The organism is Microcystis sp. M083S1 (assembly GCF_020246405.1).
GTDB lineage: Bacteria > Cyanobacteriota > Cyanobacteriia > Cyanobacteriales > Microcystaceae > Microcystis > Microcystis aeruginosa_C.
In genome coordinates this window covers 1-12,476 of the sequence record NZ_JADBTB010000072.1, presented here as the reverse complement: position 1 = coordinate 12,476, position 12,476 = coordinate 1, and the positions used below count along the sequence as shown (strand labels likewise).

Below are 12,476 nucleotides of genomic sequence, written 5' to 3'. Positions count from 1 at the left end.
TGTCAGTCTGTAGAGCGACCATAAGACCAGAACAGAGTAAATCTGTTAAGGCAGGTGCGGAACCCCGCAAGGGAAAGAAGCAGAAACCTAAATCGTGAGGTTTGGGAATCGCCGTCCGTTTTACGGCGGCGAGGATGTCAAAATTAAAGAAACATCTATACTGATAGCTGGTTAATTTTTATGAAAACTCTTGCCGATACGGACTTAAAAAGGCTAGAAGACTTAATTATCAACGGACAAAAAGCGATCGAAACTCGTTTCACGGCGATCGAGAATAGTATCGTCGAAATTAAGGCTGATATTGGCGAAATTAAAGCTGATATTAAAGAAATCAAGCAAGATGTTAAATCCCTAGAGATAGGACAGGCAAAATTAACCGAAAGAGTCGAAGGGATGGATAATCGCCTCAAAATAGTCGAGGGCAGTCAAAAAAATCAAATTTGGGCATTGATAACCATTTTAGGAGGTTCACTAATTACCGCTTCCGTCGGTTTGCTGATCGCTATTTTGCGCTTTGTCTTGTTTAAGTAAAAAATTATGGCTATGGATGAAACTAAAACCGAAATAAATCAAGAAATCGACTCAGAAACCGAAAAAATTGAGCCATCAGCCTCGGTAATAGAGAGATACGCCCAAATCCACTTAAAAAGCGAGGGTGAGAAATTGGTGCTAATTTTGCCCAAAACCAGCGCCGGGGAGACAAGTCAGGATTGGACAGATATCTTGACAGGATTAAAATATTATCTCCGTAATAGCGGCCAAAACAGCCCCGCTAGAACACCAGTACACCTACAGGCCAACGATCGCCTGATGGATACGCGCCAACTACAAGCGATCGCCACAATTTTAGACAGCGCCGAATTACCCCTACATACCATCCAAACCCAAAGAAGACAAACCGCAGTGGCAGCGGCAACTATGGGTTACAATGTCGAACAAATGCGATCGAGTCCCACGGTTTTTGGGGACGAGCAACCGCTGCCATCCCTCCTCGCCGAACCTTTGTACTTAAAAACCACCCTGCGATCGGGTGTAGAAATCCGTCACCCGGGTACAGTTATAATCATGGGCGATGTCAACCCCGGCGGATCGATCGTCGCTGATGGCGATATATTAGTTTGGGGGAGTTTGCGCGGTGTGGCCCATGCTGGATTCCGCGGCGATCGAGCAGCGGTAATTATGGCCCTGCGAATCGACTTAACTCAACTGAGGATCGCGGAATTAGTGGCACGCGCTCCGGCTTTAGCTAGTGATCGCATTGAAGCAGAAATTGCCTGTATCAGCGAAGGAGGAATCCGCATCATTGGGGCTTATAATTTTTCCAGAACCTACACCTTTAAAGATAAAGTGGGATGGGTAGAAAAAAGGTGATCAGTGACCGGTAAACAGTGATCAGTAAACGGTGATTCAGTGACCAGTAAAAATAGGGATTAACTGCGTTGAAATGAAAAACTCTATCAAACTGATAACTGATAACTGATAACTGATAACTGATAACTGATAACCGGTAACTGATAGCTGATAACTGATAACTGATAACTGATAACTGATATAAATTATGGCTCGTGTAATTGTGGTGACATCGGGAAAGGGAGGAGTTGGTAAAACGACAGTAACGGCGAACTTAGGTTCAGCCTTATCTCAATTAGGCTGTCGAGTCGCCCTTGTCGATGCTGATTTCGGACTGAGAAATCTCGATTTATTGTTAGGATTAGAACAGCGTATCGTTTATACTGCCCTCGATGTGGTGGCGGGAGATTGTAGCCTTGATAAAGCTTTAGTTAAGGATAAAAGACAGGAAAATCTGGTCCTATTACCGGCGGCACAAAATCGTACCAAAGAGGCGATTACTGCCGATCAAATGAAGGATTTAGTCGCCCAATTGTCAAAAAGTTACGACTATGTATTGATTGATTGCCCGGCAGGAATTGAAATGGGTTTTCGCAATGCGATCGCCGCTGCCCAGGAAGCGATCATCGTTACTACCCCAGAAATGTCGGCGGTGAGAGATGCCGATCGCGTGGTGGGATTACTAGAAAGCGAAGATATTAAGAGTATCCGTCTGATCGTCAACCGGCTGCGGCCAGAAATGATTCAACTCAACCAGATGATCAGCGTCGAGGATATTCTCGACCTCTTGGTAATTCCCCTGTTGGGGATTATTCCCGACGATCAAAGAATTATTATTTCCACTAATAAAGGGGAACCATTAGTATTAGAGGAGAAGACCTCTCTCCCCGCCATGGCCTTTAGAAACATTGCCCAGCGTTTACAGGGTCGCGATGTGCCGTTTCTAGATTTAATGGCCGGTCAGGAAGGGTTTCTCACTCGTCTGCGTCGTCGCTTATTTGGGCCTTAAACTCTCTCATCTCAACCCCTTAACCTACTATGAATGACCTGATCGATAAACTTCTCGCATGGCGCGGTTCGGGCAAAAGTGGCGACCAAGCTAAAAAACGCTTAAAACTCATTCTAGCCCATGATCGCGCCGATCTTAGTCCCGAAATTCTCAATATGATGCGTCAAGAAATCTTAGAAGTGGTCAGTCGTTATCTTGATATCGACACCGAGGAAACCGAGTTACTCCTAGAAAGTGACCAACGAACTACCGCCCTGATTGCTAATTTTCCGATTCGTCGCATTAAACGCCGTCCTTTAACCTAGAAATTGCCATGAAAACTAAACCGATCGAGCTTTGGCTTAGTCTAGCGGTTAGTCCCTTTCTTTTATCCTACTTGGGACTACGTTCTATTAATAATTGGTTGATAGAAGTCGGGAAAGACAGCGAGGAAATCTTTCGTGGCGATCGCTTGCCGCTGCTCAATATTCCCGATCAGTTACCGGTCAAAAGTGACCAATAATCCAAGAAAAAAGTCCTTTTGCCCCCTGAAAAGAGGCAAAAATAGTGAAATTTTTGTTAAAAATCGGAAAAAATGTGATTCTTTGGCATATAATCTCATTTTTGACAAACCCTAAGAACTAATCCCGATCGATCAGTTATCAGTGATCAGTTATTGCTTTGATAGAGTTTTTCATTTCAAGGCAGTTAATCCCTATTTTCACTGATTACTGATTACTGATTACTGATTACTGATTACTGATTACTGAAATTATGAGCGTCCTTGTCCCCTCGACCGAAACCGAACAGGATATTTTCAGCACTTCCAACCTGTTTCTGCAGCAAAGACTGAAATTAATCGAAGATTTATGGAAAGAAGTCTTAGTCTCCGAATGTGGTCAAGAATTAGTCGATTTACTGGAATTACTGCGCCATCTCTGTTCTGAGGAAGGACAAGTGACCGATGATAGTCCAGAAGCAACAATCGCCAAAATGATCGAAGACTTGGAACTAGGGGAAGCGATCAAAGTTACCCGCGCTTTTGCCCTCTATTTCCAGTTAATAAATATAATCGAACAACACTACGAACAAAGGGATCAGCAACTACTGCGACGGACGGTGATCGGGGAAGAAAACGAAAGTCCCAAGGCTGACCCAAGGCAAAAAAGCCTTTTAGCCACCATTGTCGGGGCCGATTGGTTAGAAAAAACCCTGAACGAGTCCGATCACTCCGGCCCAAAATCGGGACTATTTCACTGGTTATTTCCCTATCTCAAACAGGTTAACGTCCCTCCCCAAGAAATTCAGCGTCTTCTCGATCAGTTAGATATTCGTCTGGTTTTCACGGCCCACCCCACAGAAATTGTCCGTCACACCATTCGCATTAAACAGCGCCGCATCTCGGGCATTCTCGAAAAACTCGACCAAGCAGAAGAAATCTTTCGCAGTCTGGGGTTAACTAACTCCAGAGAAGCACAAACAGTCACCAAACAGTTAAAAGAAGAAATTCGTTTTTGGTGGCGAACAGATGAACTACACCAATTTAAACCCACCGTCGTCGATGAAGTGGATTATGCTCTGCACTACTTCGATGAAGTTCTCTTTGATTCCCTACCCCAGTTAACCCTGCGTCTGCAGCAAAGCCTAGAATCCTCCTTTCCCAGTTTACGAGCGCCGAAAAATAACTTCTGTCGCTTTGGTTCTTGGGTGGGGGGGGATCGGGATGGCAATCCCTCCGTTACCCCCGAAGTCACCTGGAAAACCTGCTGTTATCAGCGCAATCTCGTTATTAAAAAATATCTCGATGCTATTCGCGACCTGACCAGTATTTTAAGTGCCTCCCTGCACTGGTGTCACGTCTTGCCGGAGTTGCTGGACTCCCTGGACAGAGATAAACAGCAAATGCCCGAAATCTATAGCCAGTTAGCCATCCGCTACCGTCAGGAACCCTATCGCCTCAAATTAGCCTTTATTCAAAAACGTCTGGAAAATACCCGCGATCGCAATAATCGCCTTAATGACCCGGAAGAACGACAATTATTAACTAAACTCAACGAAACCAACATCTATCGCTCTGGTTCCGAGTTTTTAGCCGAATTACAGCTATTACAGCGCAGTCTCCTTCAAACCGGTCTTTCCTGTCAAGAACTGGATCAACTGATTGCCCAAGTGGAGATTTTTGGCTTTGTCCTAACTCAGTTAGATTTTCGGCAAGAATCCACCCGTCACGCCGAATGTATCGAAGAAATCGCCGCATATCTGGGAGTTTTACCGAAACCCTACGGTCAATTAACCGAATCAGAAAAAATCGCCTGGTTAGTGGAGGAATTAAAAACCCGTCGGCCGCTAATTCCCCGGGAAATGCCCTTTTCGGAAAGAACCTGCGAAACCATTGAAACCCTGCGAGTTTTAAGAAGTCTGCAAGGGGAATTCGGTCTGGAAATCTGCCAAACCTACATTATCAGCATGACCAACGAGGCCAGCGATGTGCTAGAAGTGCTGTTATTAGCCCAAGAAGCCGGTTTATACGACCCCGCCACTAGCCGCAGTTCCCTCCGCATCGTTCCCCTCTTTGAAACCGTCGATGACCTCAAACACGCCCCCGGCATCATGCAGACTTTGTTTGAATTGCCCCTCTATCGGGCAACCCTAGCCAGCAGTTACGACCATTTAGCGGCTTTAAACGGGGAGGACGTGACCCCGGAACCTGCCATCCTCGAACCGAGTAATTTACAGGAGATTATGGTCGGTTACTCCGATAGTAACAAGGATTCCGGCTTTTTAAGCAGTAATTGGGAAATTCATAAGGCCCAGAAGGCTTTACAAAAAACCGCTAAACAATACGGCGTGGATCTACGTCTTTTTCATGGCCGGGGCGGTTCCGTCGGTCGCGGTGGGGGTCCGGCCTACGCCGCTATCCTCGCCCAACCCCGGGGAACTATTAACGGTCGCATTAAAATCACCGAACAGGGCGAGGTTTTAGCCTCGAAATACTCTTTACCGGAATTGGCCTTGTATAACCTCGAAACGGCCGTAACAGCAGTCATACAGGCAAGTTTACTGGGCAGTGGTTTTGATGATCTCGAACCCTGGAATCGCATCATGGAGGAGTTGGCCACCTGTTCACGGCAAACCTATCGCAGTTTGATTTATGAAGAACCGGACTTTTTAGACTTCTTTCTGTCCGTAACTCCCATTCCTGAAATTAGTCTTTTACAGATTAGTTCCCGACCGGCCCGCCGGAAAAGTGGTCAACAGGATTTAACTACCCTGCGGGCAATTCCTTGGGTGTTTAGTTGGACCCAAACCCGTTTTCTTTTACCGGCTTGGTATGGTTTAGGGACAGCTTTACAGATGTTTCTCGATGATTCTCCTAGCAGAAATTTGGAATTGTTACGCCATTTTTATCACAAGTGGCCTTTCTTCCAGATGGTGATTTCTAAGGCAGAAATGACTCTATCGAAGGTGGATATACAGATGGCCTATCATTACGTCAGTGAACTTTCTAAACAGGAAGATCGAGAACGTTTTGAACGTCTGTTTGAAAGGATCAAAGAGGAATATAATCGCACTAGCGAGATTGTTCTCCAGATCACTGGTGAGAAACATTTATTGGATAATGATCCGAATTTACAGCGCTCGGTGCAGTTACGCAATGGTTCGATCGTTCCCCTCGGTTTCCTACAGGTGTCTCTCCTCAAGCGTTTACGTCAATACAATAGTCAAGCTCAATCCGGTGTGATTCATTTCCGCTATTCTAAAGAGGAGTTATTAAGGGGCGCTTTAATGACGATTAATGGTATTGCCGCAGGGATGAGAAATACTGGTTGATTACAGATAATTAGGGTGTGCTGAAAAAGTGTATTGGTGGGGGCAGGGTGTGGGGTGTAGGGTGTAGGGTGTAGGGATTTTGAGGGGGTCAACCACCTAATTTTCAGGGAAAAAGTCCCTGAAATTTCCCTCCGATCCCCGCAATGGCTGGCACTTTTTGAGGGGAAAAAAGTCTAAAAATCTTACCCAATAAGGTTTTTAGATTTTTTCAGCCAGCCCTAATTAATGGTAGTTTTCCGGTGGTTATCTTGAAGGTAATCCCCCCTATTTTTGTGATTTGTCAACTTTTTCTAGAATTTCTACTAAGTTGTTATTTTTCAAGGGAAAATTACCGCTAAAATTGGGCTTTATTGCCGATTTTATCACTCAATCCCAGCCTTTGGGGGGTTCTATTGGCTAATATTAAGTAGCTGGTTATAATTAAATTAAAAATGGATTTTAGGTTCGATCCCCCCTGCCCCCCTTGATAAGGGGGGTGCCGATCCCCCCTTAGTCCCCCCTTTAATTCCCCCTTGATAAGGGGGGTGTCTGATAATTTTTAACGCCTACCTACTTACTATCACTTATGGACTAAAAATGAATATTTTACCGCTAACAGTTGACAATCGATGATCGATCCCGAAGAGAAGCAATTAAGCTCACTGGTGTGTCGGAAGATTAGAGATTGTGCCAAAATGGAGAAAGTGACCGAATGATTACAGGTAAATTGTTAAAGAAAGGATCGAGTAACCGTGACTGATACGAACTTAGATATACTATCCCTGACCGATCCAGCGATCGCAGGGATTTTGCAAAAAGAACTGCAACGTCAAAGAGATCACCTAGAATTAATCGCTAGTGAAAACTTTACCTCGGCTGCCGTCATGGCCGCCCAGGGTTCGGTTTTAACCAACAAATACGCGGAAGGACTGCCCAAAAAACGCTACTATGGCGGTTGCGAATACGTTGACGAAGCGGAACAATTAGCGATCAATCGGGTTAAACGACTATTTGGGGCAAATCACGCTAACGTACAACCCCACTCCGGGGCCCAAGCTAATTTCGCCGTTTTCCTGACCCTCTTGCAGCCAGGCGATACGATTATGGGCATGGATCTCTCCCACGGTGGTCATCTTACCCACGGTTCCCCCGTTAACGTTTCCGGGAAATGGTTCCGAGTCGTACAGTACGGAGTAAGTCCCGAAACCGAACTCCTCGACTACGATCTCATCCTTGACATCGCCCGCAAGGAAAAACCCAAACTAATTATCTGCGGTTATTCTGCCTACTCGCGCCAGATTGATTTCGAGAAATTCCGCGCCATCGCTGACGAAGTGGGGGCCTACCTGATGGCAGATATCGCCCATATTGCCGGTTTAGTGGCCACTGGTCATCATCCTAACCCCCTACCCCACTGTGATGTGGTCACTACCACCACTCACAAAACCCTGCGCGGTCCTAGGGGGGGTTTAATTATGACCAAAGACGAGGAATTAGGCAAAAAATTCGATAAATCCGTCTTCCCCGGTACCCAAGGCGGTCCCCTAGAACACGTGATTGCAGCGAAAGCGGTGGCTTTTGGGGAAGCATTGAAACCGGAGTTTAAAATCTATTCGGGCCAAGTAATCGCTAATGCCCAAGCTTTAGCCGGTCAGTTGAAGGCTAGAGGGATTAAAATTGTCACTGATGGTACGGATAATCACTTGATGTTACTCGATTTAAGATCCGTGGGCATGACCGGGAAAGAAGCCGATCGCTTGGTGAGTACTATCAATATTACCGCTAATAAAAATACTGTTCCCTTCGATCCCGAGTCTCCCTTTGTCACCAGTGGTCTGCGCTTGGGTTCCCCGGCTATGACCACCAGAGGACTAGGAGAAACGGAATTTATCGAGATTGGCAACATTATCGCCGATATTCTCCTTAATTCCGGTGATGAAGCCCTGAGAACTGCTTGCCGTCAACGGGTAGGGAAACTTTGTGAAAGCTTCCCCCTCTATCCCCATCTCCATATTTCCGTCCCCGCCTTGGCCTAAAACGAGAGATAATAAAAACTCATAATTGGCGATTGCCTGTCAGTGGCCAATTGTGAATTAAATCGCCCCCCAATTCCCATGTCTGGAGATTTATACTATCTAATTGCTTTTCTGATCGCCCATACCGTGGTACTTTGGAGTACCCCCCTCGTCAGAACCGTCGGACTGAAAAGCGGTTACGTCGATAAACCCAACGAAAGGAAGGTCCATGAAAAGCCTATGGTTCGACTGGGGGGAGTTTCGATTTTTGTCGGCGCTTTAACTGCCCTCCTGATTGTTTGGTGGTTGGGAGGGTTTGCAGGTTTAAACAGCGATCGAGAATGGGAAGTGTGGGGCGTAACCCTAGGCGGTTTGGGCTTTTTCCTCATCGGTCTAGCGGATGATCTTTTTAATCTTTCCCCCCTCAATCGTCTGGTAATGCAGTTTAGCGTCGCTTTTCTAGCTTGGCAAGCTGGCGTTAGGATCGATTTCCTCTCTATTCCCTTCGGCGATTTATTACAAATTCATTGGCTAAGTTTGCCAGTTACTCTCCTCTGGTTAGTGGGGATGGCTAACGCGATTAATTGGATTGACGGTTTAGATGGATTAGCGGCAGGGGTTTCGGGTATATCTGCCGTGGTGATTTTGATTGTAACTTTGGTGATGGGACAACCGGCCGCCGCTATTATCGCCGCCGCTTTAGCGGGTGGGGCCTTGGGTTTTCTGCGTTACAATTTTAACCCCGCCCAAATTTTTATGGGGGATGGTGGGGCCTATTTTATGGGTTTTACCCTCGCGGGTGTGGCGGTGATTGGATTGGCTAAAACTACTGCTGTGACTACTGTTGCCGTTACCGCCGTCCTATTACCCTATCTCATCCTCGCGGTTCCTCTCCTCGATATGTCCACGGTGATTATTTCCCGTCTCAAACGCGGAAAATCCCCTTTTGTGGCTGATAAACGTCATTTACACCATCGTTTACTGAAAGCGGGTATCTCTCACCGTCTGACAGTATTATTTATCTACTCCCTAACTCTCTGGGTGGGCAGTTTAGCCCTCGGTTTCTCCAATGTTCCCAGTGGTTGGGGTTTTGCCTTTGGTGCGACTCTCCTCCTCGGTTACGTCGGTTGGCAAGTCTGGCGCAATCGTGGCAGTGAACCGTAAGCCATCTTAAAGTCGTCAGCTATCAGCTTTTTTCTGCGGATATCCCTTCGGCATCCAGTTTGTCACTATGAGAGAGCAAGCAATGATGAATTTTTATCTTCATAAAATAATTTGATTGTACTGAACTCTCGACGCAGTAAATTTTCAACTTGTAAAGTAGAACAGTTTCCTAGTCTCAACCAGATGACTTTGGGAGGATTCCCAAACACTAAACTTAGATCGTGCATATCGGCATCTTTTGAGACAATCATCAAATCATTATCTTTGGCATAATTCCAAACTATCGGGTCTATTGTTGCTTTCATCCCTACATCCCGAACATGAAGCGAGTCTGGAAAAATATCGCTCAAACGGGTAGATAATTTAGGGGATAAGTTTTCATCAAATAGTAATTTCATGCTGATCAAGTCGAAATCATTAACCGACGTTCACGATCAGCCGCATAAGCAATACAAGCCTTTAAATCTTCTCGCGTCAGGTCGGGAAAATCCTCAAGAATTTCTTCTTCTGTCATTTCCGAAGCTAGGTATTCAAGCACTTCATAAACTGTGATTCGCAAGCCACGCACACAAGGCTTACCACCACGTTTATTGGGTTCAATTGTGATATAGTCTCTATAATTCATGATGTGAGGAGGGCATTTTTATTAATTTTATCATACCATTTATTGCTGCTAAAAACAGTAGTTTTGGAAACAGTCAAGCTCTAATCACAGTAATTCTATATTGATTTTCTGTCACCACAACTTCAGTGGATAATCTTTCTTCCATTGGTAAAGCATTTTTTCGCCTATCAAAGATAAATAACCAACCAAAATCTAAACCCAAACGCCCTAAATAAGATTCTAATTGTTCAATTCCGTCAGCTTGAGGATCGCGTTTTTTATCCCGCCATACTTTTAATTCAATCCCTAAAATTACATCTTTATACTGCAAACATAAATCCATTCTGTCACTACCAATTGCATATTCCCTTTCTAAAACTCCTCCACCATTAACCACACGATGTAAAAAAGCCATTAATACTATATGTGGAGCGATTTCATGATAACCAGTGCTACCTAATAATGGTTCTCCGTGCTGTCGCCAAAATTTGAGAAATGCTGTTAATAAAGCATCTATATTTAATTCACCTTTTGCTGTCAACCAACTAGGACTAATTAAAGGTAAACTGTCCTGAGTTCCTTGTACTAAAACACGGGGAATAACTTCACGATAAATGGGGTTAGAAATAACTAATCCCCCCATCGGATCACGTCGTAATAATCCTAAATCTATTAAATATTGCCTATCATCTGCTAGGGTATCGGGTAAGGTTTGCCCTGCTAAAATTGGTTCAATAATGTTTTTAACTCGTTTTTCTCTGAGTTTTTCCGCTAAACTATCTAAATGAGTATCCTGACGAGCTATTAATATTTCTTTGGCTGTTAAAATATGTTTTTTAGTAATAGTAATACTTCTATCTTTTACCATTTTTTCTACAATTTCTTTAGCTAAGGCATTGACTAGCCAAGGTTGTCCTTGGGTTAAATAAAATGCTGTTTCTATAGCTTCTGGTGTGAAAATTTGTCCAGTTGCTGCTGTATGCTGTTGATATAATTCTCCTACTTCTGCAAGATTAAAATTTCGCATGGTAAGAGAAGCAACTTTGATATTAAAAGGACTAGATGTATTTAATCTATCACTACCACCAGATGCTACTTTATAATCTCTCACATCTCGTAAACCAATTAATCCTACAGATGAGGGAAAATTTTCAGGACGGTTAGGAAAACCATCTCTTAACTGTCGTAAAATAGAAATTAATGTTTGGTCTTGTAAAGAGTCAATTTCATCTATAAATAATACTATGGGACGATTTAAAGATGTTGCCCAACTTTGTAAAAAAGCCTTAATTCTATTTCCTGGTTCTTTCTGTTGCCATTGTTTAGCAGCTGGTTGCAATTCTTTAGGTAAGCGGATATTTATTGTATTATACCATGCCCCTAAAATTGCCAATTCTGCGGCAGCAGGATCATGATTAAATGCACTTCCTACTTCCACTGATACCATGACTGCGGCATAATTTCCTGTAGCAGTAAGTTGTTTTGCTAGGGATAACATAGCGGTGGTTTTCCCCGTTTGTCGTGGTGCGTGTAGGACAAAATAACTTTCTTGTTTAATTAAATCCTCTAAATCTGGTAATCGCACTGTGGGAGAGAGCATATAGTGGATATCGTCCTTACAGGGACCGGCAATATTAAACCAGCGAGTCATGGTATTTTGGCAGTGGGTGAACTCTTTAAGTTTACACTATCTATAATTATGTTGGTATCAAGCAAGATTTTCACAGGTTATGTTTCTCCTTTAAATATTCCCATTTAGCTTGATCTGGATCAAAATCAGGAGGTGCAGGTTGGGTTTTCTCAAACCAGTTTTGCAAAACCTTGATTTTAGTTGGTCTTTTTGGTGTTTCTGGTGCTGATTCAGTGGTTAGGGTTGTGGTATGATCAAGGGTATCTGTAGCTGCCCAAACTACAATTTCCCCTTTTCTGGGGGGTAAATTCAGGGGTTCGGTAATTACTAAGTTACCAGATTGATCAATTTTTCCTTTGAGTTTGTATGCTTGCATGATGTTTTTCATGAGACTCTGTTTTTATATTATTATCTCAAATTGACTGAATTGGAGGTTATTAACTGAATGTACACCTTAAAAATTAGTAGAGTTGGAAATTCCTTGGCTATAACATTACCTCAAGAAGCTCTGGAAAAACTTAAAGTTCAAGAAGGAGACAGTGTATTTGTCACTGAAACACCAACAGGTATTATTATAACTGCTGGTAATCCTGATTTTGAAAAAGCAATGGAGGCTTACAGAAAAGTCAGCACAAAATACAGAAATGCACTTCATGAGTTAGGGAAATGAATGGAATTTTCTGGTTAGATGAAATAATTGTTAAAGCCATACATGAAGACCAATTAATACAGCATGGTGGTCTGGCGGGTGTGCGAGATAACAATTTGTTTTTCGCTAGTTTAGATAGACCGAAAAATTTACTTGCTTATGGTGAACCTACACCCAGTATATTTGATTTAGCTGCGGCTTATGGTTATGGATTTGCTAAAAATCATGCTTTTATAGATGGTAATAAACGGGTAGCTTTCGTAGTA

General features: G+C 43.7%; 14 protein-coding genes. 10 read left to right on the top strand and 4 right to left on the bottom strand.

Features of this window, described 5'->3' with window-relative positions:
• The first annotated feature begins 180 nt into the window (after window positions 1-180).
• The 8 genes from IM450_RS06965 (at window position 181) to IM450_RS06930 (ending at window position 9,327) form a co-directional block, all read left to right on the top strand.
• Window positions 181-531 carry a hypothetical protein gene (locus tag IM450_RS06965; protein WP_002802185.1) on the top strand — a complete coding sequence of 117 codons (351 nt, stop codon included), beginning with the start codon at window positions 181-183 and terminating at the stop codon, window positions 529-531.
• 12 nt (window positions 532-543) lie between these two features.
• The gene (gene minC / locus IM450_RS06960) at window positions 544-1,371 is read left to right on the top strand and encodes a septum site-determining protein MinC (protein ID WP_043997860.1); all 828 of its coding nucleotides are present in this window, start codon (window positions 544-546) and stop codon (window positions 1,369-1,371) included.
• A gap of 187 nt (window positions 1,372-1,558) precedes the next feature.
• Window positions 1,559-2,359 carry a septum site-determining protein MinD gene (minD, locus tag IM450_RS06955; RefSeq protein WP_002802178.1) on the top strand — a complete coding sequence of 267 codons (801 nt, stop codon included), beginning with the start codon at window positions 1,559-1,561 and terminating at the stop codon, window positions 2,357-2,359.
• 29 nt (window positions 2,360-2,388) lie between these two features.
• A complete protein-coding gene (minE, locus tag IM450_RS06950; protein ID WP_002802177.1) occupies window positions 2,389-2,664 on the top strand; it encodes a cell division topological specificity factor MinE in 276 nt (91 codons plus the stop codon).
• An 8-nt stretch (window positions 2,665-2,672) separates the two neighbouring features.
• Complete coding sequence (locus IM450_RS06945) at window positions 2,673-2,861, top strand: hypothetical protein (RefSeq protein WP_002802176.1); 189 nt, start codon at window positions 2,673-2,675, stop codon at window positions 2,859-2,861.
• Window positions 2,862-3,112: 251 nt separating this feature from the next.
• Entirely contained in the window at window positions 3,113-6,169 is a 3,057-nt protein-coding gene (gene ppc, locus IM450_RS06940) for a phosphoenolpyruvate carboxylase (RefSeq protein ID WP_002802175.1), read from the top strand.
• Window positions 6,170-6,900: 731 nt separating this feature from the next.
• Entirely contained in the window at window positions 6,901-8,184 is a 1,284-nt protein-coding gene (glyA, locus tag IM450_RS06935; protein WP_287668773.1) for a serine hydroxymethyltransferase, read from the top strand.
• Window positions 8,185-8,262: 78 nt separating this feature from the next.
• Entirely contained in the window at window positions 8,263-9,327 is a 1,065-nt protein-coding gene (locus IM450_RS06930) for a glycosyltransferase family 4 protein (RefSeq protein WP_080602275.1), read from the top strand.
• A gap of 65 nt (window positions 9,328-9,392) precedes the next feature.
• Here IM450_RS06930 and IM450_RS06925 read toward each other — a convergent pair whose 3' ends face one another.
• From IM450_RS06925 to IM450_RS06910, 4 genes are all read right to left on the bottom strand, one after another.
• On the bottom strand, window positions 9,393-9,725 hold the full coding sequence (locus IM450_RS06925; RefSeq protein ID WP_004163946.1) for a DUF5615 family PIN-like protein: 333 nt from the start codon (window positions 9,723-9,725) through the stop codon (window positions 9,393-9,395).
• A gap of 5 nt (window positions 9,726-9,730) precedes the next feature.
• Window positions 9,731-9,952, bottom strand: a complete 222-nt coding sequence (locus tag IM450_RS06920) for a DUF433 domain-containing protein (protein ID WP_004163945.1) — start codon at window positions 9,950-9,952, stop codon at window positions 9,731-9,733.
• Window positions 9,953-10,025: 73 nt separating this feature from the next.
• Window positions 10,026-11,582: an AAA-like domain-containing protein gene (locus IM450_RS06915; RefSeq protein ID WP_287668769.1), complete on the bottom strand. Its 1,557-nt coding sequence runs from the start codon at window positions 11,580-11,582 to the stop codon at window positions 10,026-10,028.
• A gap of 70 nt (window positions 11,583-11,652) precedes the next feature.
• Entirely contained in the window at window positions 11,653-11,937 is a 285-nt protein-coding gene (locus IM450_RS06910; protein WP_016515349.1) for a hypothetical protein, read from the bottom strand.
• Window positions 11,938-12,006: 69 nt separating this feature from the next.
• On the opposite strand from IM450_RS06910, the gene IM450_RS06905 reads away from it, so the two are divergent.
• Window positions 12,007-12,231, top strand: coding sequence for an AbrB/MazE/SpoVT family DNA-binding domain-containing protein (locus IM450_RS06905; RefSeq protein WP_002751127.1), 225 nt, complete (start codon window positions 12,007-12,009; stop codon window positions 12,229-12,231).
• On the top strand, window positions 12,228-12,476 hold a 249-nt coding region (locus IM450_RS06900), incomplete at its 3' end, for a type II toxin-antitoxin system death-on-curing family toxin (protein ID WP_287668767.1). The genes IM450_RS06905 and IM450_RS06900, both read left to right, overlap by 4 nt.

What these genes read in the sequence shown, in the direction of transcription:
- IM450_RS06965 (WP_002802185.1), top strand. Translation starts at nt 181, where the DNA reads ATGAAAACTCTTGCCGATACGGACTTAAAAAGGCTAGAAGACTTAATT.
- minC (WP_043997860.1), top strand. Translation starts at nt 544, where the DNA reads ATGGATGAAACTAAAACCGAAATAAATCAAGAAATCGACTCAGAAACC.
- minD (WP_002802178.1), top strand. Translation starts at nt 1,559, where the DNA reads ATGGCTCGTGTAATTGTGGTGACATCGGGAAAGGGAGGAGTTGGTAAA.
- minE (WP_002802177.1), top strand. Translation starts at nt 2,389, where the DNA reads ATGAATGACCTGATCGATAAACTTCTCGCATGGCGCGGTTCGGGCAAA.
- IM450_RS06945 (WP_002802176.1), top strand. Translation starts at nt 2,673, where the DNA reads ATGAAAACTAAACCGATCGAGCTTTGGCTTAGTCTAGCGGTTAGTCCC.
- ppc (WP_002802175.1), top strand. Translation starts at nt 3,113, where the DNA reads ATGAGCGTCCTTGTCCCCTCGACCGAAACCGAACAGGATATTTTCAGC.
- IM450_RS06930 (WP_080602275.1), top strand. Translation starts at nt 8,263, where the DNA reads ATGTCTGGAGATTTATACTATCTAATTGCTTTTCTGATCGCCCATACC.
- IM450_RS06925 (WP_004163946.1), bottom strand. Translation starts at nt 9,725, where the DNA reads ATGAAATTACTATTTGATGAAAACTTATCCCCTAAATTATCTACCCGT.
- IM450_RS06920 (WP_004163945.1), bottom strand. Translation starts at nt 9,952, where the DNA reads ATGAATTATAGAGACTATATCACAATTGAACCCAATAAACGTGGTGGT.
- IM450_RS06915 (WP_287668769.1), bottom strand. Translation starts at nt 11,582, where the DNA reads ATGACTCGCTGGTTTAATATTGCCGGTCCCTGTAAGGACGATATCCAC.
- IM450_RS06910 (WP_016515349.1), bottom strand. Translation starts at nt 11,937, where the DNA reads ATGCAAGCATACAAACTCAAAGGAAAAATTGATCAATCTGGTAACTTA.
- IM450_RS06905 (WP_002751127.1), top strand. Translation starts at nt 12,007, where the DNA reads ATGTACACCTTAAAAATTAGTAGAGTTGGAAATTCCTTGGCTATAACA.